Origin of the sequence: Streptomyces sp. NPDC048643, assembly GCF_040650615.1 — a bacterium.
Lineage (GTDB): Bacteria > Actinomycetota > Actinomycetes > Streptomycetales > Streptomycetaceae > Streptomyces.
The window spans coordinates 68372-91134 of record NZ_JBEZHO010000028.1 but is presented as its reverse complement, the minus strand read 5'-3'; the positions used below and the strand labels follow the sequence as shown (position 1 = coordinate 91134).

General features: G+C 71.0%; 18 protein-coding genes and 2 pseudogenes. 8 read left to right on the top strand and 12 right to left on the bottom strand.

The window, feature by feature from the left end:
• Window positions 1-143 precede the first annotated feature (143 nt).
• The 4 genes and pseudogenes from AB0C62_RS25715 to AB0C62_RS25700 all read left to right on the top strand — a co-directional run bounded on the left by AB0C62_RS25715 (window position 144) and on the right by AB0C62_RS25700 (window position 5982).
• Window positions 144-1127: pseudogene (locus AB0C62_RS25715) on the top strand (ABC transporter permease).
• Between the two features lie 61 nt (window positions 1128-1188).
• The gene (locus AB0C62_RS25710; protein ID WP_362976916.1) at window positions 1189-2079 is read left to right on the top strand and encodes an ABC transporter permease; all 891 of its coding nucleotides are present in this window, start codon (window positions 1189-1191) and stop codon (window positions 2077-2079) included.
• Window positions 2076-4160, top strand: coding sequence for an ABC transporter ATP-binding protein (locus AB0C62_RS25705; RefSeq protein ID WP_362976874.1), 2085 nt, complete (start codon window positions 2076-2078; stop codon window positions 4158-4160). Before AB0C62_RS25710 ends, AB0C62_RS25705 begins: the two co-directional genes overlap by 4 nt.
• A gap of 139 nt (window positions 4161-4299) precedes the next feature.
• Entirely contained in the window at window positions 4300-5982 is a 1683-nt protein-coding gene (locus AB0C62_RS25700; protein WP_362976872.1) for an ABC transporter family substrate-binding protein, read from the top strand.
• Between the two features lie 64 nt (window positions 5983-6046).
• Here the strand turns inward: AB0C62_RS25700 and AB0C62_RS25695 are convergent, their stop codons facing one another.
• The 5 genes and pseudogenes from AB0C62_RS25695 to AB0C62_RS25675 all read right to left on the bottom strand — a co-directional run bounded on the left by AB0C62_RS25695 (window position 6047) and on the right by AB0C62_RS25675 (window position 10786).
• Window positions 6047-6418 carry a DUF2255 family protein gene (locus AB0C62_RS25695; protein ID WP_362976870.1) on the bottom strand — a complete coding sequence of 124 codons (372 nt, stop codon included), beginning with the start codon at window positions 6416-6418 and terminating at the stop codon, window positions 6047-6049.
• Between the two features lie 203 nt (window positions 6419-6621).
• Window positions 6622-8157, bottom strand: coding sequence for a CYTH and CHAD domain-containing protein (locus tag AB0C62_RS25690; RefSeq protein ID WP_362976868.1), 1536 nt, complete (start codon window positions 8155-8157; stop codon window positions 6622-6624).
• A gap of 113 nt (window positions 8158-8270) precedes the next feature.
• On the bottom strand, window positions 8271-9068 hold the full coding sequence (locus AB0C62_RS25685; RefSeq protein WP_362976866.1) for an SDR family oxidoreductase: 798 nt from the start codon (window positions 9066-9068) through the stop codon (window positions 8271-8273).
• Between the two features lie 106 nt (window positions 9069-9174).
• A pseudogene (locus AB0C62_RS25680) lies at window positions 9175-9710 on the bottom strand (VOC family protein).
• Between the two features lie 59 nt (window positions 9711-9769).
• The gene (locus AB0C62_RS25675) at window positions 9770-10786 is read right to left on the bottom strand and encodes a phosphotransferase (protein WP_362976864.1); all 1017 of its coding nucleotides are present in this window, start codon (window positions 10784-10786) and stop codon (window positions 9770-9772) included.
• 507 nt (window positions 10787-11293) lie between these two features.
• On the opposite strand from AB0C62_RS25675, the gene AB0C62_RS25670 reads away from it, so the two are divergent.
• Window positions 11294-11899 (top strand): hypothetical protein, encoded by a 606-nt coding sequence (locus AB0C62_RS25670; RefSeq protein WP_362976862.1) that lies wholly within the window; start codon window positions 11294-11296, stop codon window positions 11897-11899.
• Between the two features lie 99 nt (window positions 11900-11998).
• On the opposite strand, the gene AB0C62_RS25665 is transcribed toward AB0C62_RS25670, so the two are convergent.
• Both AB0C62_RS25665 and AB0C62_RS25660 read right to left on the bottom strand, forming a co-directional pair.
• On the bottom strand, window positions 11999-12850 hold the full coding sequence (locus AB0C62_RS25665; RefSeq protein ID WP_362976860.1) for an aldo/keto reductase: 852 nt from the start codon (window positions 12848-12850) through the stop codon (window positions 11999-12001).
• A gap of 232 nt (window positions 12851-13082) precedes the next feature.
• A complete protein-coding gene (locus AB0C62_RS25660) occupies window positions 13083-14060 on the bottom strand; it encodes an aldo/keto reductase (protein WP_362976858.1) in 978 nt (325 codons plus the stop codon).
• Between the two features lie 205 nt (window positions 14061-14265).
• Between AB0C62_RS25660 and AB0C62_RS25655 the strand changes: the two genes are divergently transcribed.
• The gene (locus AB0C62_RS25655; RefSeq protein ID WP_362976856.1) at window positions 14266-15198 is read left to right on the top strand and encodes a helix-turn-helix transcriptional regulator; all 933 of its coding nucleotides are present in this window, start codon (window positions 14266-14268) and stop codon (window positions 15196-15198) included.
• Window positions 15199-15205: 7 nt separating this feature from the next.
• Here AB0C62_RS25655 and AB0C62_RS25650 read toward each other — a convergent pair whose 3' ends face one another.
• Window positions 15206-16009 carry a DUF427 domain-containing protein gene (locus tag AB0C62_RS25650; RefSeq protein WP_362976854.1) on the bottom strand — a complete coding sequence of 268 codons (804 nt, stop codon included), beginning with the start codon at window positions 16007-16009 and terminating at the stop codon, window positions 15206-15208.
• A 172-nt stretch (window positions 16010-16181) separates the two neighbouring features.
• On the opposite strand from AB0C62_RS25650, the gene AB0C62_RS25645 reads away from it, so the two are divergent.
• A complete protein-coding gene (locus AB0C62_RS25645) occupies window positions 16182-16955 on the top strand; it encodes a class I SAM-dependent methyltransferase (RefSeq protein WP_362976852.1) in 774 nt (257 codons plus the stop codon).
• Between the two features lie 55 nt (window positions 16956-17010).
• On the opposite strand, the gene AB0C62_RS25640 is transcribed toward AB0C62_RS25645, so the two are convergent.
• The 4 genes from AB0C62_RS25640 to AB0C62_RS25625 all read right to left on the bottom strand — a co-directional run bounded on the left by AB0C62_RS25640 (window position 17011) and on the right by AB0C62_RS25625 (window position 21495).
• Window positions 17011-17943 carry a hypothetical protein gene (locus AB0C62_RS25640; protein WP_362976850.1) on the bottom strand — a complete coding sequence of 311 codons (933 nt, stop codon included), beginning with the start codon at window positions 17941-17943 and terminating at the stop codon, window positions 17011-17013.
• A gap of 221 nt (window positions 17944-18164) precedes the next feature.
• Entirely contained in the window at window positions 18165-18614 is a 450-nt protein-coding gene (locus AB0C62_RS25635) for a response regulator (protein ID WP_362976848.1), read from the bottom strand.
• Window positions 18611-20230 carry a CHASE3 domain-containing protein gene (locus AB0C62_RS25630; protein ID WP_362976846.1) on the bottom strand — a complete coding sequence of 540 codons (1620 nt, stop codon included), beginning with the start codon at window positions 20228-20230 and terminating at the stop codon, window positions 18611-18613. Before AB0C62_RS25630 ends, AB0C62_RS25635 begins: the two co-directional genes overlap by 4 nt.
• 44 nt (window positions 20231-20274) lie before the next feature.
• Window positions 20275-21495: a fused response regulator/phosphatase gene (locus AB0C62_RS25625; RefSeq protein WP_362976844.1), complete on the bottom strand. Its 1221-nt coding sequence runs from the start codon at window positions 21493-21495 to the stop codon at window positions 20275-20277.
• A 235-nt stretch (window positions 21496-21730) separates the two neighbouring features.
• Between AB0C62_RS25625 and AB0C62_RS25620 the strand changes: the two genes are divergently transcribed.
• Window positions 21731-22405 carry an alpha/beta fold hydrolase gene (locus AB0C62_RS25620; protein ID WP_362976842.1) on the top strand — a complete coding sequence of 225 codons (675 nt, stop codon included), beginning with the start codon at window positions 21731-21733 and terminating at the stop codon, window positions 22403-22405.
• Window positions 22406-22763 lie beyond the last annotated feature (358 nt).

The window sequence follows — 22763 nt, the reverse complement described above, 5'->3', positions numbered from 1 at the left end:
GCCACAAAGTACGGACCAAGGTGGAGCCCGCCCCCTCGTGGCTCCGATCCGTACGCGCAGAAAGCTCCACCACGCATGCACTCGTCCTGTCTCCCCAGCGCTCCCCAGGCGCACCTCTCGTGTGTGGTGAGGGGGTGCCGCCCGTGCTGCGCCATGTGACGCGCAAAGCGGCCGGCTGGCTCCTGATGATCGTGGTCGCCACCAACGCGACCTACTTCCTGGCCAGTTGGTTCCTCGACCCACGGTCCAACTTCAAGGAGCTGCGCCCCGTGCGCAGCGAAGCCCAGATCGACCGCGCCCTCGCGCCGTACAACCTGGATCCGCGCGTGCCGCTGATCCACCGCTGGTGGGACTGGCTCACCTCGGTGACCCTGCACTTCGACTGGGGCAGGTCCCCCACCGGCGTCTCCGTCAACGGCGAGGTCGGCTACCGCTCCCTCGTCAGCGCGGAGTTGGTCGTCGTCGCGACCGTCCTGTCCGTGGTGATCGGCGTCGCGCTCGGGGTCCACACCGCCGCACGCCAGTACGGCTGGGCGGACCGGATCTCGCAGGCGGTGTCCATCGCGGTGTTCAACGTCCCGACGTCCGTCGCCGCGCTCGCCGTCGTCTTCGTCGCCATCTGGCTGAACCAGCACGCAGGGCTGCACTTCCTCTACGTCGCGGGCGAGAACTCCCCCGACGTCCATGGACTCCTCCCGACGATCGGGGACCGGCTCCTGCACCTGATCCTGCCGACCCTGACGCTCACGCTGATGGGGTACGTCGGCTACCACCTGACGCAGCGGTCCCTGCTGTTGGACACGATCAACGCCGACTTCGTGCGCACCGCGCAGGCCACGGGGCTCACGCGGACCAAGGCGATCCGCAGGCACGCGCTGAGGACCGCGCTCATCCCCACCGCGGCCTCCGTGGCGTTCAGCGTCCCCGCCATCTTCACGGGCGCCATCATCACCGAGACGATCTTCGGCTGGAACGGCATGGGCCGCTAGTTCATCCAGACCATCAGCAAGAACGACGTACACGGCACGGTCGCGACGGCCGCGTTCGCCGCGGCGCTCACCGCGGTCGGCGCGATCCTCGCCGACATCGCCACCGTCTTCCTCGACCCGAGAGTGCGGGTGAGCTGACGTGGCCGCGAACACGGCGACGAACTCGTCAACCCGCGCGGCAGGCACGCCGATCGAGGAGATGCCCCGCCCTGCGGGCAGGCGCACCGACCTCGGTCTCGGCCGGCTCTACGCGCGGCGGTTCCTGCGCAACCGTCTCGCGGTCGCGGGCGTGGTGATCCTCTTCCTGCTGGTGCTGTTCAGTGCCGTAGGGGGACTGTTGACCTCCTACGCCCATACCGATGCCGACTTCACCGCGCTCACCCAACCACCGAGCGCCCGGCACTGGTTCGGTACCAACCAGGGCGGCAACGACATGTACGCGTGCGCCGTGCACGGTCTCCGGCGCTCCCTGACGATCGCCGTGAGCGTCTCCGTGCTCACGATCGTCGTGGCCGCGGTCATCGGCTCGGGTGCCGCGTACTTCGGGGGCCGCGTCGAAAGGGTGACGCTCGCCGTCATCCACTTCCTGCTGATCGTGCCCTCGTTCCTCATCCTCGCTCTCGTCTCGCACCGCCTGGCCGGCGACTGGCGCGTCCTCATCGTCGTCCTGACCGTGTTCGGGTGGATGTCGACGGCGCGCGTGATCTGGTCCGTGTCGACCTCACTGCGGGAACGGGACTATGTCACGGCGGCGGAGTTCATGGGCGTCCGCCCGATGCGCGTCATCCTCCGTCACATCATTCCGAACCTGGGATCGCTCCTGATCGTCAATCTGACGCTCGGTGTCGTCGCGACCGTGCTGAGCGAAACCGCCCTGTCCTTCCTCGGGTTCGGGGTCCAGACCCCGGACGTGTCGCTCGGCACGATGCTCGCGGACGGGGCGAGCTCCGTCACCAGCGCTCCCTGGCTCTTCGCCTTCCCCGCGGGGTTGGTCGTCCTGCTCACCGTGTCGATGACGTTCATCGGCGACGGCCTGCCCGACGCCCTCGACCCCACCGCGGTGACCGGCTCGGCAGGAGGCCGACGATGACGCTCGCGACCCCTCTGCTCGACCCGGTGCCGCCGGCCGACGCCACCCCCGTGCTGTCCGTACGAGACCTGCGGATCTCCTTCCCGTCCGAGGCCGGGACCGTCGAGGCGGTACGCGGCGTGAGCTTCGACCTGCTGCCCGGCCGGACCCTCTGCATCGTGGGCGAGTCCGGCTCGGGCAAGTCCGCGACCGCGATGGGCATCATGGGCCTCCTGCCGCCCTCGGCCGCTCTGAGCGGCCGGGTACTGCTCGACGGGCGCGACCTGGTCGGCCTCGGCGACAAGGCGCTGTCGGAGGTACGGGGCGACTCCATCGGCATGGTGTTCCAGGACCCCCTGTCCGCGCTCACTCCCATCTACTCCGTGGGCCGGCTCCTCTCCGACGCCCTGCGGGTCCATCAGAGCCTGACGAAACGGGCGGCCTGGGAACAGGCGGTGGCGCTGCTCGACCTCGTCGGCATCCCCGACGCGCGGGGCCGGGCCGCCTCCTTCCCGCACGAGTTCTCCGGCGGCATGCGGCAGCGCGTGGTCATCGCCATGGCGATCGCCAACAAGCCGTCCGTGCTGGTGGCCGACGAACCCACCACGGCGCTCGACGTCACCGTGCAGGCGCAGATCCTGGACGTACTGCGCCTGGCCCAGCGGGAGACGGGAGCCGGGCTCGTCCTGATCACCCACGACCTCGGGGTCGTCGCCGGTCACGCGGACGACGTCGCGGTCATGTACGCGGGCCGCTTCGTGGAGCGGGCCGGCGTCGAGGAGTTGTTCCGCCGCCCCACGATGCCCTACACCGCGCGGTTGCTCGGCGCGGTTCCGACCGTGGACGGCGGCGTCCGTCGGCCGCTGGTCCCCATCGGCGGGGAGCCGCCCGCCCTGGTGGGCCTCCCGGACGGCTGCGCCTTCGCCAGGCGCTGCGCGGTCGCCGTCGACGCGTGCCGCTCCGGCGAACCGGAACTGCGGCACGTCACCGGACACGGACACGTGGCCTGTCTGCGGGCCACGGACATCGCCGAGGGCACCCTCGATCCCACGGGCGGCGTGGCACCCGTCGAGTCGCCCGAGGGCTCGGGCGGTCCGCAGGTGGGCGAGGTCGTGCTCCGTGTCGAGGACCTCGTCAAGACCTTCCCGGTCACCAAGGGTGCCCTCCTCAAGCGCCGCGTCGGAACGCTGCAGGCGGTCAACCGGGTCGGTTTCGAGCTGCGTGCCGGGGAGACCCTGGGCCTGGTCGGCGAGTCCGGCAGCGGCAAGACGACGACTCTGCTGGAGATCCTCCGGCTGAGGCGACCGGAGGGCGGCCGGATCGAGATCGCGGGCACCGATGTCGGCAGCCTCCGTTCCGCCGCAGGGGTAAGGGAGTTGCGCCAGGACGTACAGATCGTGATGCAGGACCCCCTCGGAGCCCTGGATCCGCGGCTGCCCGTCTTCCAGTTGCTCGCCGAGCCGCTGCGAGCCGTCGGGCGGGACCGCGCGTCGATCCGCTCGCGGGTCCGTGAACTGCTGCGTCTCGTCGGTCTGGACGACACGGTGAGCGACCGCTTCCCGGCCGCGCTGTCCGGCGGACAGCGCCAACGGGTCGGCATCGCCCGCGCCCTGGCCACAGAGCCGAAACTGCTCGCCCTCGACGAGCCGCTCTCGGCACTGGACGTATCGGTGCAGGCCGGCGTGATCAACCTGCTGGCCCGCCTCAAGCGCGAACTCGGCCTGGCCTACCTCGTGGTCGCGCACGACCTGGCCGTGGTCCGGTACATCTCGGACCGTATCGCGGTGATGTACCTGGGCCACATCGTCGAGACGGGCGAAACCGAGACGATCTTCTCCGATCCGCGGCACCCCTACACCCGGGCACTGCTGTCGGCGATCCCCGTGCCCGACCCGGTGCGCGAACGCACCCGCGAACGTGTGGTGTTGGAGGGCGAGCAGCCGAACGCGGCGCGCCTTCCCGCCGGATGCGTCTTCGTCGACCGCTGTCCGCTGTACCGCGTCGCCGAGGACGACGTACGCCAACGCTGCCGTACGGAACGCCCGTCGCCGACGCGGGTGACCGGGCAACCCCACCACGAGTACGCCTGTCACGGCGCCTGAACTGCCTTCACCCGTCCTGCGGCCGCCCACCACCCCGGCCCAGGCGGACTTGACCGTCCATCACCGCACCCGGGGCCCCCTCCTGGGCCACCGGGTCCCGCCCGCACCCCCTTCACCGACCAAGAAGGAACGATCCCCCATGCGCACCAGACTGGGCCTGCCCGTCGCTCTCGTCGCCGCCGTCTCCGTCGCCGCCACCGCGTGCCAGTCCTCGTCCGGCGAGGGCTCCACGGGCCCGGACGCGAAGCACGCACCGTCGGCCGCCTCGGCCGCCGCCGACTACAACCCCACGCCCTACGACAGGATCAAGGACGGCGGGACGTACACCACGGTCGGTACCTTCGACGACCAGGGCAACCCGTTCAACGTCAACGCCACCCTGACCGCGGCACGCGTCTGGGCCTGGTACAACGCCGACGCGATCACCTACACGCCGACCGGCGAGGTGAAGTACAACCCGGACTACTACAGCGACGTGAAGGTGTCCGTCACGGGCGGCCGTCAGAAGGTGACGATCACGATCAACCCGAAGGCCGCGTTCAACGACGGCACACCGATCGACTGGACCGCGATCAGGGCGACCTGGAAGGCCAACAACGGTTCCGACAAGGACTACGCCGCGTCGTCCACGGATGGCTACGACCGGATCACCTCGGTCGAGAAGGGCGCGGACGCCAAGCAGGCCGTCATCACCTTCAAGGGTGTCGACGCGTCCTGGTCCAGCCTGTTCACCACCTTCCTGCATCCCAAGGCGGCCACGGTGGGCAACTTCAACAAGGCGTACGTCAAGAAGGCCCACCCGGAGTGGGGCGCGGGACCGTACACGGTCGGCACCTGGGACACCCACTCGGGGAACATCACCTTCGTCCGCAACCCGAAGTGGTGGGGCAGGAAGGGCAAGCTCGACAAGCGCGTCTACGTCAACCTGGAGTCGACCGCGGCGGTCAACGCCTTCAAGAACGGCCAGTTGGACTACGTCTCCGCTGTCGACGCCGAAAGCCTGAAGCAGGTCAAGGGGCTCAAGGGTACGGAGATCCGCAGCGGCGGAAGCCCCTTCGAGTACTCGCTCTACTTCAACACCGAGTCCCCCGTCCTCGCGGACAAGGACGTGCGCAAGGCGCTGGAGCAGAGCATCGACCGCGCGCAGATCGCGAAGATCCAGTTCCAGGGACTCGACTACACGGAGCCGCTGCCCGGCTCGGCGGTGCTGTACAGCTTCCAGAAGGGCTACGAGGACAACGTCTCGTCCGTCCTGAAGTACGCGCCGGACAAGGCCGAGAAGGCGCTCGACGCGGCGGGTTGGAAGCCCGGCGGTGACGGCGTCCGGGTCAAGGACGGCAAGCGGCTCGAGGTCGGCTACACGCTCCTCGGCGACGACCCGCTGGACAACGCCACCGCGGGCGCCTTCGCCGCGATGCTGAAGCCGGTCGGCGTCCGCCTCGCCATCAAGAAGGCCGACGAGGCCGATTTCTCGAACATCCTCAGCGAGCGCAAGTTCGACCTCTTCCTCTCGGGTAACCGCTCCATGGACCCGTTCGGCGCCCGCTACCTGTGCGACTTCTACTGCTCCGACCGTGACTCCAACATCACCGGCGCGGGTTCGCCCGAGCTGGACAGGAGGATCCGCGCGACCACCGACATCGCCGACCTCGCCGAACAGGCCGAGGCGGCCAACAAGGTCGAGCGCACGGCACTCCAGGAGTACGCCTTCCTTCCGCTGTTCAGCGGACCGTCGACCTACGCAGTCAAGAAGGGCCTCGCCAACGTCGGCGCGACCATCTTCTACAACCCGCTTCCGGAGACGGTCGGCTGGGAGAAGTAACCCCGTCTCCCGTCGCGCGCCGATCCGCCGGTGTCCGTCGGCCAGGAGGCCGGCGGACAGGCCGTCAGCGGGGAGCCAGCCGTAGCGTGGAGGTGCGGGCCTGCTCGGTGAGGACGTTCTCGATGATCGTCGTGTAGTGCCCGTACTTGGCGCGGTAGGCGGCGTCCACATCGGCGTACTCGCCGGACCCGGCGTCGACGAAGGTGACGTCCTTCCGGACACCGCCCGCCTCGACGACGCCCTCGTGGCGGGACTGCGTCCCTCGGTACCAGGGGCCGTCGGTGCCCTTGACCGAGCGGACGTAGAGCTGGTCGCCGACACGGACCACCCACATGGTCACCGGGGTGCGCAGCGTGCCGTCGGCGCGTTCGGACCGCAGGTCGAGTTCCTCGGCGGCGCCGATCTTCCCCAGCTCGCTGTCGTTCCACTTCGTCATGCTGGTTCCTTCCGAGTCGTACGCGGTCTCACGGACGGCGTCCCAGCCCCGGCGGCGACACCTGTGCCGCCCGCCTCTGCCCGTCAGCCCCACCGTCACCCGTGGCCGCCGGGCTCGCCAGCGGAAGGCGCACCGTGCGACGCGGCCCGGCCTGCGATCTCGCGTCCGCGCTGACCGACCGGGCCGCAGGGAAGAGCACGGGGTCAGCCGCGCAGGTTCTTGGGGCGGGCCGCCCCGCGCACCCGGGCCCACGCCTCGGGAAGCCGGCGTTCACGGGACCTCGCCGAGCCCCGCTCCTGGCCGTACAGGAGGCCCCACGTGAACCCCGGTTCCCCGGCCGCGTGCGCCGCGACAGCCAGGTCTCGCAGTACGCCGCAGGTCACCACACTGTCGTGCTGGGCACCGCTGACCTGCTGCACGACCTTGGCACGCTTGCCCAGACGTGCGGCAGGCTTCCCCAGGGCGGGGCGGGCCGCTTCCGCCGCGTAGCGCAGCCTCTTGGCGGCCTTGCGGGCGTCGTGGATCGCGGCGTCCCGCTTCGGGCCGGGCGTCATGTCGAGAGCGGGCTCCATGCGGGCCGCGAGCCGCTCGTACTCCTTCAGGAGTGCCTTGACCAGGACCTTCTCGGGTTCACCGGCCGCCTTGGCGCGCAGCGGCGGGGCGTCGGTCAGGGCCCGCAGGTTCTCCAGGAGGTTCAGGTAGCGGGGCGAGGCGAGCGTGTCGAGGGTGCGGCGACGGGCCTCGGTCCGTTGCGCCGCGTCCCAGGCCTGCAGGCGCGCCTCGACCGGGCCGAGGACCAGTTCCCCGGGTAGTTCGCCCACTCCGGTGGTCAGCCGCTCGCGGAGCACCTCGTGGTCGCGTTCCACACCGAGTTCGTTGGCGAGCCATTTGAGGTCCTGCCGGACGGGTTCGGTGGCCTCGCGGTCGAGGACGGAACGGTAGGAGCGCAGGCAGCCTCGCAGGCGGCGAGCCGTGGTCCGCATCTGGTGGACGGAGTCGGGCAGCTCGCGCCGCACGGCCGGATCTAGGTCCCTGAGGATCCCGGCCAGGCGGTCCATGTAGGCGAGTACGTGGTCACCGGCCGATCCCGGGGTGACGGCGCCGCGCGGGTCCGTCGTGTCGTTCAGCAGGGACGTGGTCTCGCGCAGTCCGCGGGCCACCTTGGACGGGCTCTGGGCGCGGTCGACCCCGTGCTCGCGCAGCGCCTTCTCGACCGTGTCCAGAAGGGCGGGATCGCCGTCCTCGGCCAGTTCGACCTCCATCTCCCTCCACGTCGCGTGCCCGCCGTCGTCGAGCAGCGCCTCGGCGGACACCTCGTCCACGCTGAGTTCGGCGAGGACCTCGCCCTCGGCGTCGAGCAGGTGGTGCAGGGAGCGGGTCGAGCGGATCCTGATCACCGGGCGGAGCGGTGCGCCGCGGGTGCGGGAGAACGCGAGGTCGCGCAGTTCCTCCGGGACCTCCTCCGAGGACAGGGGCGCCTGGATCTCCTCGCGGCTGTCGCCCGGCAGCGGCAGCTTCAGATGCCAGCCGGCGTCGGTGCCGCCCGTCCTGCGCCGCAGGGACGCGCGGCTGCGGGAGAGGCGCAGGTCCTCGGTGTCGTAGTACACGGCGTCCAGGTCCTGCACCCCCTGGTCCACGAGCTCGACGACGGGGCCCACGCCCGCCAGGTCGGGCAGCCAGGCCATGCCCTCGGCGGGCGGCGCGTACTTGCGTTCTGTCTCGCGGGTCGAATGGGCCATACCCATCGCGTAGACCTGTGGGCGCGGATCAAACCCGTACGTACGTCCGTTTCTGGACGGCGACGCACGCGCAGCCGCTTCGTCAGGGCGTACGGGGCCTCGTCCCGCGCCGGCTACCCGATGCCGCCGTTGCTCTGAACGAGCTGGCCGTTGATCCATCCTCCGTCGGGCGAGCAGAGGAACGTCACGAGACGCGCGCAGTCCTGCGGCAGTCCGAGGCGCCCCAGCGGTGTCGCGGCGATCAGGTCGGCCTTCTGGGCGTCGGTCATCCACCCCGTGTCCGTCGGCCCCGGATTGATCGCGTTGCAGGTGACGCCGAGGTGGGCGAGTTCGCGGGCGGCGGCCAGGGTGATCCGGTCCATCGCACCCTTGCTCGCTCCGTACGGCAGGTTGCCGGCGGTGTGGTCGCTGGTCAGGCCTATGATCCGACCGCTTCCGTGCCGTCCCCGGAAGCGAAGCCCGTACTCCCGGATCAGCAGCCATGTGGCCCGCGCGTTGACGGCGAAGTGCCGGTCGAAGCTCTCCACGGTGGTGTCGAGGAGCCCGGAGTCGACGGACTCGCAGTGGCAGAGGATCAGCGCGGTCACGTTCCCACGCTCGCGCTCGACGGTGTCGAAGAGGTGGGCGGGGGCGGCCGGGTCGGACAGGTCCGCCTCGACCGCCAGGGTGCGCGCGCCGAGTGCGGTCGCCGTTTTCTCCAGCTCCCCGGGCGCATCGCCCTCCACGCCCCACTCCATCCGGGCGTCGTACGGAGCCCAGTACGTGAAGGCGACGTCCCAGCCGGCCCGCGCGAGATCGAGCACCACGGAGGCGGCGATGCCCGCGGAACGGCTCGCGCCGGTGACCAGAGCCAGCGGGCGCCCGGACTCCGCCCCGCCCTGGCGACTCTGCTCGTGCGTCCCGTCGGTCATGATCTCCATGGTGGCAGGCACGGCTGCTCCGATCACCCGGATTCGTCAGGGAACCCGACCGGATCGAGGCGCCAGGAGAGCGCCGGGCCCGGTCGGGACCACGGCCTCAGTCCCTCGGTCTGACCGGTGCGCTGCCCCGCCCCTGGGCCCGGCCGCCGAGTTCAGCGTCGAGGGTTTCTCCTGGGCCACGCGCATTGCGTCGGCGTAGGCAGGTTCCCGCAGCCGCTTCCACATCACGTCCTCAGGGACGTCCTCGATGTGGCCGACCACCCACCAGATGTTGCCGAAGGGGTCCTTCACGCGTCCGCCGCGCTGTCCGAAGGCGTCGTCGGACAGCGGCGTGACGACCTCGCCGCCGGCTGACACGGCCCGTGTCATCGCCGTGTCCGCGTCGGCGACGAAGACGCGCAGCAGGCTCGGCAGGGTGGGCCAGTCGCTGTGCCGGTCGAAGGCCAGGACGACGGTGTCCCCGATCCGGATCTCGCCGTGGCCGATCAGGCCGTCCTCGGTCGTCACCCGGCCGAGTTCCTCGCCGCCGAACGCCTGGGTGACGAAGTCCAGGAACGCGCCCGTGTCGTCGGTGACGACCCAGGGGGCCACGGTGGTGTAGCCCGTCGGAGCGGCGCTGCTGTGCTCGGACATCACGGTCGTCTCCCAGCTGTCGGTCACGGCTTCAGCGGCGACGACAGACGCGCACTGGGTCAGAAGCTGTCCGCCTTGGCGGCGGGCAGGAACGTCAGTGCCTCCCGGAGGTTGTGCTCGGCGATTCCCCGCATGAAGTCGCGGTCGGGAAAATCCCCGTCCAGGAGGCGCAGCGGCCCGGCGACGAGGGACAGGTGCATCGCCAGGGTGTAGAAGGTCATGCGGTGTTCGTCCAGGTCGCCGCTGCCCAGCCCGGCGTAGTGCTCGCCGAAGCGCAGGCGGAGGAAGGCGTGTTCCCACTCGACATCGAAGAACATCAGACCTTCGATGTCGATGAGGACGGGTTGCCCGTTCGCGTCCACCAGCACGTGGTCCGGGCCGAGTTCGCCGTGGACGAGCCCGTAGCGCGAGCGCGTACGTATCCTCGCCGCCAGATCGCCGACGACGGAGCGCAGTTGGTCGTGGGACGCTGCCATACGCGGGTCGCGGGCGGCCGCTTCGGACAGGTCGTCGAGGGCTCGGTCCAGAACGACCTGTTCGCAGGAGGCGCCATCGGAGGAGCCGCCTCCGTCGATCAGGGCGACCTTCCCGAAGCGTGACCCGCGATGCCGCCCCATCGCGCTCAGAGCCTCGGCCAGTCGGGCCATCGCGGGGGCAGCCCCGTCCGGGTCCTGACGAAGCAGAGACTCCAAGTTGTCCCCGGGCACGTCCTCGACCACCGCGACGTCCGCCGGGTAGCGGCTCCCGCTCCGGTCGGCCAGCAGCAACCGAGGTGTCCGGATGCCGAGTTGACGCAGATGCCGGTGGGCGGCCTCGAAGAGGTCGAGGCCGGAGGCCGGCGAGAACGGGTCCCCGAGGTGGTCGCTCTTTGCTCCTGTGGTGGGCCAGTAGTTCTCGGACGCGTCCCAGATGTAGGCGACGGCGGTGGAGTCGTCGTCGAAGGCGAGGCGGTACACGCCCTTCTTGCTGCCGCCCCGCAGGCGCGAAACGCCGGTCAGGTGTAGCCCGTTCCCGAAGACCGCGCGTGCGACGCCGTCCAGGTCGTCCCGGGTCACCACCCTGCGTACGGTGTCCATGTCCCGCCTCCCCCGCCGGCCGTCGTCGGCGCTCGGGGCAGCCTACTGACCCCGACGGGCGAACGGGCCGACCGCCGGACACGTACGTACCGGCCGACCCGCGGCACGATCGGAGCCGGCGCCACGAACGGGACGGGTACCGGGGCCGCGACCGGGCACACTCTTCCCGACAGGCGCACGGGACCGGGCGGGAGCGGCGGGACATCACGGTGAGAACAGCTCGGTCCACCGGGTACGGCACCGCCCCCGAGGGGGTCCGTCGATGTGGTCGGGCGCGGGGCATCGGGGCCTTCTCCCTGGACGCCGGTCGGCCGGCGGATGCCCGTGTCGGCCCGTCGGTGGAGGACCCGACCGGTCCTGGGCGCGCGTACCCCGATATCGTCCGCGCGTCCCACGTACCGTCAAGCCACCCGCCGATCCTCGCCGTCACCCCCGCAGGCACGACTTCCGTGCCACCGGGCCGGAGTCGGCCTTCCTCGATGTCACCGTCGGAACAGGAGCACGTCCATGCGTCTCTACGCCCAGACCCCAGCGCGCCGGGGTCGTCAGCTGATCGCGGATCTGATCGCTCTGCTCCTGATCGCGATCACGGTGCAGTTCGCCCTGGTCGTCCGTGACGCGATCCTGACGCTGGCCGAGCCCGGGCGGAAGGCCGAGAGCGCGGGCGACAGTCTTGCCTCCGGTCTCGACGACGCCGGCGACGCGGCCTCGAAGGTCCCGTTCGTCGGGGACTCGTTGAAGAAGCCGCTCAAGTCCGCGGCCGACGCCGGCACCAGCCTCGCCGATGCCGGGCAGTCCTTGCAGGACACCGTGGGCCATGTCGCCACCCTCACGACGATCGCCCTGATCGTCCTCCCGACCGCCGTCATCCTGGTGTTGTGGCTCCTTCCACGGCTGCGGTGGATCCGGCGTTCCGCCACCACTCGTCGCCTTCTCGACGCCCCCGGTGGCGCCGACCTCCTCGCGCTGCGTGCGCTCACCGGGCCGCAGCGGCCGCTGGCCGCGATTCCCACGCCGCCGGGCGGCCTGGCCGACGCCTGGCGTCGTGGGGATCCGGACGTCATCGCCGACCTGTCGACGCTGACGCTCCGACGCGCGGGTCTTCGGCCCTGACGGGGGGCGAGCAGGCGGCGAGCCGGGGGCGCCTTTGAACCCGGACCGGTCAGGCCGCGCGCAGCCATCAGGCGGCCCGGGCCGGTCAGGTGCTCCGGCTCAGGCGTCCAGGCGTCGTTCGGCGAGCCACCCCACGGCCTCGGGGTCGCGGTGGTCGAAGAACAGTGACGTGCCGTTGTCCAACGTGGCGATCGCGGCCATCTGGTCGTCGGTGAGTTCGAAGTCGAAGACGGCGATGTTCTCCGCCATGCGCTCGGCGCGGACCGACTTGGGGATCGCGACGACACCGCGCTGGACGAGCCAGCGCAGCACGACCTGCGCCACGGACTTGCCGTGGTCGGCGCCGATCTCGCTCAGCAGAGCGTTGGTGAAGAGGTCGTTCCTGCCCTCGGCGAAGCCTCCCCACGACTGGATCTGAACGCCGTGCTCCCGCATGAGGTCCTGGTCGGCGACGCGCTGGAAGAACGGGTGGGTCTCGATCTGGTTGACGGCGGGGGTGACGTCGTTGTTGACGACGAGGTCGAGAAGCCGGTCGGGGTAGAAGTTGGCGACGCCGATGGCCCTGGCCAGGCCTTCACGGTTCACTGCCTCCATGCCGCGCCACTGTCCGTAGACGTCACCGAAGGGCTGGTGCATCAGGTACAGGTCGACGTGGTCCAGGCCGAGCTTGGCCAGGGACGTCTCGATGGCGCGCCGTGTGTTCTCCTCGGCGGGGGCGTCCTGGATCCACAGTTTGGTGGTGACGAACAGCTCCTGCCGCGGGACGCCGCTGCTCTTGATGGCGCGGCCCACGGCCTCCTCGTTGCCGTAGGCCGCCGCGGTGTCGAGCAGCCGGTAGCCGGCGGCGAGGGCGTCGGAGACCGCCTGTTCGGTCTCCTCCGGCGGGATCTGGTAGACGCCGAAGCCGAGGATCGGCATCTCGACGCCGTTGTTCAGGGTGACGTGCTGCATGGCGGTACCTCTTCTTCGTGCGGATTCATCGCGGGAGGGGGTGGGGGTCGAGGCCGTCGACCCGTGCTTCAGGGCTGCTGGGCCCTCGGATCAGGACGGTCCTCGACGCGGACGTCTCCGGCTCCGTGCATGAGTGCTGCGCGCATGGAAGGTGCTCCTGCTTCTGGACCGGAAGGGGCCACCGGTCGCGGCGGCCGCGCGGGCCCGGTTGCCCGCCCCCTCCGAGGGGGCGTCAGCGTTCGAGCATCCGCGCCTGCTCCTCGGTGTGGGTGTCGCCGGCCGCGGGAGGCAGGCTGCTGAGCTTGTCGACCTGCTCGGGGGTGAGCGTGACGCGGTCGGCCGCGGTGTTCTCCTCGACGCGGTGGACCCGCTTGGTGCCGGGGATCGGCGCGATGTCGTCACCCTGGGCGAGCAGCCAGGCCAGCGCGACCTGTGCAGGAGTCGTCCCCGCCTCGGTGGCGATCGCCTTGACCTCGTCGGCCAGCCGCAGGTTCCGTTCGAAGTTCTCGCCCGTGAAGCGGGGGTTGCCGCGCCGGAAGTCGGAGGCGTCGAACTCGTCCGCCGAGCGGATCGTGCCCGTGAGGAACCCGCGTCCGAGCGGGGAGAAGGGCACCAGACCGATGTTCAGTTCCCGCAGCACCGGCAGCACCCGGTCCTCGACGCCGCGCGTCCACAGGGAGTACTCGGACTGGACGGCGGTGACGGGGTGGACCGCGTGGGCGCGGCGGATGGTGTCGGGCCCCGCCTCGGAGAGGCCGAACGCGCGGACCTTCCCCTCCGCGACCAGGTCTCCCACCGCGCCCGCGGTCTCCTCGACGGGCGTGTTCGGGTCGACTCGGTGCTGGTAGTACAGGTCGATGTGGTCGGTGCCCAGCCGCTTCAGCGAGCCTTCGACCGCGGCACGAATGTTGGCCGGGCCGCTGTCGAGGTTCCAGGGACCGTCACCGGCGTGCGAGACCAGGCCGAACTTCGTCGCCAGCACGACGTCGTCGCGGCGGCCCTTCAGCGCCCGGCCGAGCAGTTCCTCGTTGGTGTAGGGGCCGTAGATCTCGGCGGTGTCGATCAACGTGACGCCCAGTTCAAGGGCCCGGTGCACGGTCCGGACGGACTCGGCGTCATCGGTGCCGGAGCCGGTGTAGCCGTGGGACATCCCCATCGCACCGAGCCCGATCCGGGAGACCTCCAGGTCACGCAGCTTGATGTACCGCATCAGCTCTCTTCTCTCCGGGTTCATCACCGCACGGCGTTCTCCACTGTGGCCCGGTCGTCCCCGGACCGCTCGCGGGGAGCCGCGTGGTGTCGTGCCTCCACCCTCGCGCTCTTTCGTCGACGGCGGCAGGGCGGGCTCTTCGGGGGTCATGACAGGGCCCCCCACCGCGCTCCCGGCCAGGTCACGGCGGGGTGACACTGAAGCCATGGCATCTGAGCGCACGCGCGGCAGTGGCGGAAGCGAGGGAATGGAGCTGGGCCTGTTCCTACGGGCCCGGCGCACCCAGACCACGCCGGAACAGGTCGGCCTCACGGTCGGCGGCGGTCTGCGCCGCACTCCAGGACTGCGCCGGGAGGAGCTGGCCACCCTGTCGGGGATCAGCATCGACTACTACGTACGTCTGGAGCGCGGCAAGGAGACCCGGCCCAGCCCCTCCGTCGTGGACGCGCTGGCCCGTGCCCTCCAGCTCGACGACCAGGAGCACCACCACCTGCGGGAGCTGGCCGCCCGCGCCGCGCGCTACGCGCCCGAACCGCCGCCCGCGCCGAGCAGGACCATCCGGCCGCACGTGCACCAGTTGCTGGAGACCCTGCGGCCCCATCCGGCGTACGTCCTGAGCCGCAGCATGGAGTTCCTCGCGTCGAACCGGAGCGGGCTCGCGCTGTACGCCGGGCTCGGCGACTGGCCCGCGAAGCAGCGCAACCTCGCGCGCTACCTCTTCCTGCACCCCACCGCCCGCGCGTTGTTCCCCGACTGGGACAACCAGGTCCGCGGTTGCGTCGCCCGCCTGCGCGCGGTCGCCGGGACCGCGCCCGACGCGCCCGACCTCACCAACCTCGTCGGCGAACTCGTCCTGAAGAGCCCGGACTTCGCCAGGCTGTGGGAGCGCTACGACGTCACGGGCCGCAAACCCGCGCACAAGACGTTCCACCACCCGCACGTCGGCACGATCACCCTCACCGCCCAGGCCATGCATCTGGAGGGCACCCCCGGCCAGCGCCTCGGCGTCTACCTCGCCGAACCGGGCACCCCCGACCACGACGCGCTGCTCCTGCTCGACCTGACGGCACCGCAGTCCGCCCAGCCGCCGGCCGCTCAGGATGTGCGGGACGCGCGGCAGTCGGGCCCGGACCTCTGACCTCGGCCTAGCCGGGGCGCTTCGACGTGAACGGGGTGACGGGCCGGTCCTGCCGTTCGCCGTCCACGGTGATGTCGACCGCCTCGTTGTAGAAGGCGAGGAGGTCCTTGACGGCGGCCACCGCGGGCAGGGGCTCCGGGTAGCTCCACACGAGGTTCGCGGGCTCGTCGCCGTCGCCCTGCCACGCCCAGTACGTGGCGGTGCCCTTGTACGGGCATCCCGTGCTCAGCTCGCTCGGCTGGAGCAGGTCGAGCCGGACGTCCTCGCGCGGCATGTAGTAGCGGGTCGGCAGGCCGGTCTCGAAGAGGAGGACCGGACGGCGGGTGTCGGCGACGAGGGTGCCGTCGATCTCGACCTGGACATGGCGGCTGCTGGGGACTGCGTCCACGCGCTTGTACGGGTCGCGGGGGTGGATGAAGATCTCCTCGTCCTCCTCGTACCAGTGCTCCAGCCCCCGGCCGGCCCGCCGGAACCATTCGAACGCGATGTGTCCGGCAAGGTCGTCTGCGGGGAACGTCCAGGCGGCGTTCTCCAGCAGCTCGCCGTCCAGTTCGACGTCGTAGAAGATCCGCGATCCGGTGTGGGTGCCCGTGCGGGGGTTCTTCGCCGGGCGGAGGAGGTCCTCTCGGACGTCTCCGCGAGGGAAGGCGTAGAGCGGGACCGGCACCCCGGGCTCCCAGACGAGGGCGGGGTGTCTGCTGTCCACGACGGTGATCTCACCGGTGCGGCCCCGCACCCAGCGCTCGCTCGGCGCCCACAGAAGGCCTTCCGGGGTGGTCCTGACGTCACGGGCGGCGGGAATCGTGGTCATGAGCGGCTCTCCTTCGGACGGCTCACCGGCTCACTACCACCCTGCCACGGGTCGGTGATCGGAGCAGGGCGTTACCGGACCGCGCCCGGAGGCCGTCCGGTTCGCTTGGCGCGTCGCTCGCGGCACCAACTGAGGCCTGTCATGCGGATCATGTGACTACTAGGCTGCGTCGATGGAACCCGCAACCGACGTGCCCGAGAGCCTCCCCCGGTCCGTGGATCGGGACCCGGTGAACGACTACGACCGTTTCGCCGCGGCGTACGCGGCGGAGAACGAGAACAGCCTCGTCAACGCCTACTACGAGCGCCCGGCGATGCTGGCCCTGGCCGGAGACGTGGCCGGCCGTCGGATCCTGGACGCCGGCTGCGGCTCGGGCCCGCTGTCCGCCGCGCTCCGCGACCGCGGTGCCGTCGTCACCGGCATCGACGTCAGCGCCGGAATGCCGGCGCTGGCCGGACGGCGGCTCGGTGACGACGTGGACCTGCACGTGGCCGACCTGAGCGAACATCTTCCGTTCGGCGACGGTGCGTTCGACGACGTGGTCGCCTCGCTCGTGCTGCACTACCTGGAGGACTGGGCGCCGGCGCTGGCCGAACTGCGGCGCGTGCTCAGGCCGGGCGGTCGGCTGATCGCGTCGGTGGAGCACCCCTTCGTGGCCTACACGTTCCAGGAACCTCGGCCCGACTACTTCGCGACCACCAGCTACACCTTCACCTGGACGTTCGACGGGCAGTCCGCGCCGATGAGGTTCTGGCGCAAGCCGTTGCACGCGATGACGGAGGCTTTCACCGCCGCGGGCTTCCGTCTGACCGCCATCGACGAACCGCAGCCCGACCCGGCCGCCCGAGAGCTGTTCCCCGACGCCTTCCACGACCTCGCGACCAGGGCCACCTTCCTGTTCTTCGTCCTGGAGGTCCCCCTGTCGACCGACGGCTCGGACGACTGACGGGCGCTGGGCTGCTCTCCCTGAATGAGCTGACGAACGCCGCGTACCGAGCGGGTCAGGCTCCCGACAGCGTCACCGTCCCCGACGCCACGTCCCGCCCTTCGGCCGTGACGAGGAACCGTGCCCCGTTCTCCTCCGGCGCCACGTCGATCACCGCTCCCCGGCACGGCACCGGGCCACGGAGCTGGGCGGCGAGCCCGACCACGGCAGAGGCGGGGCGTCCCTGGTAGAGCAGGGTCGCCTGCCGGCCGGCTTCGAGCACCGCGTGCAGGGGCAGCTCGCGTGGGTTGCCGTGGAGCAGCACCGGGTGGGTGGGGTCACGGGGAACAATCACCAGGCGCCCCTGCGGTGCTCGCGCCAGCAGCACGTCGGGGTCGGCTGCCGCACCCACCGCCGGGGCCGCCGGATGCAGCAGGCTCGTGAGCGTCCCCGCCCCGGGTTCCTGGACGGCGTGCGAGGTGGTGGCGAAGACCATGGAGCACACCCCGAATCGCCGGCCCGCGTGGAAGTACTCGGCCGTGATCCGGTAGCCGGTCAGCCGGCCCGAGCGCACGGCGAGGTCGCTCGTCGTGACCCGCACGGCGACGTCGGTGGCACCGCCCGTCTCGACCGGCTGCGTCTCCGGATCCGTTCCCAGGGCGACCGACGTGGGCCGCAGGGGGGTGGTGTCGGTGGCCGGCAGATACCGGCTCTCGGCCAGCGCGGCGAGCTGGCGGGTCGACTCCACGATGATCAACGGGTGGTGCGTCACCGCGAGGGAGTGTTCGTTGAGGGGATGCCAGCGCGGCCACTGGCAGACGGCCTGGAACGAGCGGCTTCCCGCGCGGCTCAGAGAGACGACGAGCATCGCGGACATGGACGACAGCCCGAGGTCACGCCACTGCGGCGGGGCGTCCGGCGCCTGGACAGGCTCTGGGGGGCCCTCGGTGCGGGGCAGGGCGTACGACTGTTGCGCCGGGCCCGCCTCGATCGTCGCGGTGGCCTGCATCAGTGCCTCCTCGATGAGGACGAGGCAGGACGCCGTGGTCGGCGTCTCCGCCCTTCGCGTGGTGGTCCACTGACCACCTTTTCCGCGACGGGCGGCCGACCGGATGCGGGGTGCGCCGACGGGTCACCGCCACCGGCAGGCCGCGCGACCACCTGGAGGACCTGGCCCGGGCGAGCGGGCGGTCGGCTGATCGACGCCGGCTGATCCGGCGTACGCCTGTGTCAGCCGTTGTGCCGCGGCAGGCGGACCACCTGGACGAAGAAGTCGTCGATCTGGCGTACGGCGGCGATGAACTGGTCCAGGTCGACCGGCTTGGTGACGTAGGCGTTGGCGTGGAGCTTGTAGCTGCGCAGGATGTCCTCCTCCGCCGCCGAGGTGGTGAGCACCACGACCGGGATGTGCGACAGCGCCGGGTCCGACTTGATCTGCTCAAGGACCTGCCGGCCGTCGTACTTGGGCAGGTTCAGGTCAAGGAGGATCAGGTCGGGCTGCGGGGCGCCGGTGTGGGCGCCCCGCTTGTAGAGGAAGTCGAGCGCCTCCTCGCCGTCCCGGACGACGTGCAGGGTGTTGCCGATCTTGTTGTCCTCGAACGCCTCCCGGGTCATCAGCTCGTCGCCCGGGTCGTCCTCGACGAGGAGGACGTCGATAGGGGTGCCGGAGGAGGTCGTCATGTCAGGGCCTTGTCCTCGGAGTGCGCGGGAGTGCTGTCCGCCATCTCGGCGGCCGGCAGGGTGAAGCAGAAGCGTGTGCCATCGGTGTGACTGGTGTCGAGCCAGATGCGGCCGCCGTGGTACTCGACGATCTTCTTGCACAGCGCGAGGCCGATGCCGGTGCCGCCGTACGAGTCGCGGCTGTGCAGGCGCTGGAAGATCACGAAGACCTTCTCCTCGAACTCGCCGGGGATGCCGATCCCGTTGTCCGTGACGCACAGCCGCCAGGCACCGGAGTCGTCCGGATCGCGTTCGCAGGTGATCCGGACGTGCGGTGCCCGGTCGGGGTGACGGAACTTGACGGCGTTGCCGATGAGGTTCTGCCAGAGCATCGCCAGGAGGGTCGGGTCGCCGACGATCTCGGGCAGTTCGTCCGGCCGGTCGACGCGCGCCCCGCTCTCGGTGACGGCGCTGTCCAGGTTGGCCAGCGCCTTGGTGAGCCCGAGGCCCAGGTCGACCGGGAGGCGGGCGTCGTTGACCCGGCCCACCCGGGAGAACGTGAGCAGGTCGTTGATGAGGACCTGCATGCGTTTGGCACCGTCGACGGCGAAGTCGATGTACTGCTTGGCGCGGTCGTCGAGCTGGTCCCCGTAGCGCCGCTCCAGCAGCTGGCAGAAGGAGGCCACCTTGCGCAGTGGCTCCTGGAGGTCGTGCGAGGCGACGTAGGCGAACTGTTCGAGTTCCGCGTTGGAGCGGCGCAGTTCCACGGCCTGGGCGTCGAGATCCGCGGTCTGTCGGGCCAGGATGTCGCGCTGTTCGCGCGAGGAGTCCAGTTCGTCGACGATCCGCTGGCGCATGCCCTCGACGTCCGCCGCCACCGCCCGCAGGTCCACCGGTCCGGCGCCGGTGATGGCATGGTCGAACTCGCCGCGTGCCACCCTGCGGGTGGCGGTCTGCAGGGCTTCCAGCGGCCGCGCGACCAGGAGGCGTACGAGGAACGTCAGGGCCACCCCGGCCAGCAGGAAGGCCACGACCATGGCGACGAGTACGGCGTCGCGGACCTTCCGGGAATGGTCGAGTCGTCTCTGGCCGTCGTCGACCGCTGCCGTGAGTCCGGCGTTCTGCTTGGCCGCTGCCTTGCGGATCTCGTCGAAGGCATTCTTGCCGCGTTCGGCGGACGCCCGGTCGACGGTGCGCGGCTCGCCCGGTGTGACGCGGGCCACGAGGGGCTCAGCGTAGGTGCGCCGCCACGCCTCGGCGCGCTTCTCGACCGTGGCGAGGTCGGCGACGAGTGCGGGACGGCCGCCGATCAGGGCGCGGATGCTGCCGGCGGCGCGCGCCTCGTCCTTCTTGCCCTGCTCGTAGGGGTCGAGGAACTGGCGGTCGGCCGCGATGGCGTAGCCGCGGACACCCGTCTCCTGGTTGACGAGGGAAGCCTGCAGCCGGTACGCCTCGGTCTGCGCGGGCTTGACGTCCCGCAGCATCTGGTCGGTGACCGTGGCCGTCTGCTGCAGCATCACCGCGCCGATCACGGCGCCCACCAGCACCAGCAGGGCCATGAGGCCGAGCACGAGCCGGAACCAGCCCTGCACCGTCAGCCGGTGTCCGGCCCACCGCTCGCCGGTCATCTTCGCCATCCCATCCTCGGAAACACTCTGCTGTCGCACGCTCTCCACGTCGGTCACCGCCAGCGCAGGTAGAGCACGGCGACGTCGTCGGCCAGGCCGCCCTGCTGCTCGGCGAGCAGCTCGGCCCGCTCGATCAGCCCGTCGACGAACGGGGCGGGCGCCAGGGCGGCCAGCTCGCGGGCGACACCCAGCAGCCCCTCCTCGCCCAGGCGCTCGATGCCGCGCCCGACACGCCCTTCGAACAGCCCGTCGGTGAACAGGACGATCGCGGCGCCCTCCGGGACGGTCAGCTCCTCCACGGGCCAGGACGCCCCGCCGGGAACGATCCCGAGGGCGGGCCCGCCCCGGACCTCCACCCACTCGACGTCGTCCTCGCCGACCAGCAGCGCGCCGGGATGACCTGCCCGCACCATGCGGACGCGTCGCTCACCGGGACCGATCGAGAGGATGACCAGGGTGGCGAAGACTCCCGCCTTGGCCCGCTCCGCCAGGAGGATCTCCTCCAGCCGGCCCACCTGGTCGGCGCCGGTGACGCCGCTGAGCACGAGGGTGCGCCACGCTATTCGCAGTGCGACCCCGAGTGCGGCCTCGTCCGGACCGTGTCCGGAGACGTCACCGATCATCGCGTGCACGGTGCCGTCGGCGCTCTGCACGATGTCGTAGAAGTCACCGCCGAGCAGGGCGTGCGCGCGGCCGGGACGGTAGCGGGTGACGACTTCGACGTCGTCGCCGCGCAGCAGCGGGCGCGGCAGCAGCCCACGCTCCAGGCGTGCGTTCTCCCGCGCCTGCATCAGGCTCGCCTGCAGCGCCACGGCGTTCTGCTCGGCCTGCTTGCGCTGGATCGCGTAGCGGACCGCCCGTCCGAACAGTTCCGGCTCGACGCGACCCTTGACCAGGTAGTCCTGCGCACCCGCGGCGACAGCGGCGAGCCCGGTCCCCTCCTCGGCGAGACCGGTGAGGACCACGATGGCGACGTTCTCGGCACGCTCACGGATCCGGGACACCGCCTCGAGACCCTGGGCGTCCGGCAGGTGCAGGTCGAGCAGCACACAGTCCGGCACCTCCGAGGCGAGCACGTCACAGGCCTCGGCCATCGATCGCACCCAGCGCAGCCGCATCCCGAGCGCGCTGTCGGCGACCAGTTCCTCCACGAGCAGGGCGTCACCGGCGTCGTCCTCGACGAGGAGGACAGACGGCTGCTCGACCCCCCAGGCCGCTGCACGGTCCAGCGCGGGAGAAGCCACGCCGGCAGCCCCTGGCTGCGACGTCATCATTGAGAGAACCCCCCACCCACCACCATTCCGCCGCTGCCTGACGGATAACTCCGCGAGCATACTCAGGCTCGCCGTGAAGCACCTCATGGGGAGAGTCACTGACGTCGGACGGGTGCGTGCGAGGGTCCGGGACACGGTGTGAGGTGTGTCTCGGGCAGGTCGGTGTCGGGCACCGATGAGTCGCGTCGTCCGCGAGGGTCCGAGGAGTGCGAGAGTGAAGCGGACGGAAGCGAGGGTGACCGTGTTTGTCCTGATTCCCGGTGCCGGCGGCGCGGCCTGGTACTGGCACCGTGTGGTGTCCGAACTGCGCGTCCGGGGGCACGAGGCCCTGGCTGTCGATCTGGACGGCGCGGACGAGTCCTCGGGACTGCCCGAGTACACCGACGCCGTGGTGGCCGCGATCGGCGGTCATGACGGGGTCGTCCTGGTGGCCCAGTCCATGGGCGGCTTCACCGCACCGATGGTCTGCGCCCGCGCCTCCGTCGGCGAGCTGGTGTTCGTCAACGCGATGATCCCGCTGCCGGGCGAGACACCCGGGCAGTGGTGGGGTGCCACGGGATCGGAGGCGGCCCGGGTCGCGGCGGCCGAGGCGGGCGGGTACACGACCGAGATCGACCTCGACACCTATTTCCTGCACGACGTCCCGGCTGAGGTCGCCGCGGGCGGCGCCGAGCACGAGCGGCCCGAGGCCGAGATCGCGTTCGGCCAGCCCTGTGCCGTCGAGCGGTGGCCCGAGGCGCCGACCCGGGTGCTCGCCGGAGCCGAGGACCGGTTCTTCCCGGCGGAGTTCCAGCGCCGAGTGGCCCGCGAGCGTCTCGGGGTCGACGCCGAGATCGTCCCCGGTGGCCATCTGGCCGCACTCTCGCACCCGGGGCCTCTCGTCGACCGCCTGCTCGACCGGACGCCCTGAGGGACGGACCGCGCCCGAGCGATCCTCGGCTTTCCCACCGCGGAGTACCACGGCCTCTGCCGGAGGGCGGTCCGGTGGCCCGGGCGTAGCGATTCGTATCCATCCCGCGCGAACGTCGTTGAAGTGGTCGTCGCGCTGCCACCCCCGAGGACGCGCGACACGTGAGGGCCCGACATCCCCGCCCGGTCTCGGGCCCTCACTCCCCTGCCCCGAGCGGGCTTCGCAGGTCGCGGCGGTCTCCTCGCCGCGCTTCCGCGCCTGGCTTGCCAACGTTGTCGTGGATGACTGGTCTACACCCTTGACTGGTACAGACCAAAGCGGTTGAGTGTGGCAGCACACCCCCCACCGCGGCCGCTCC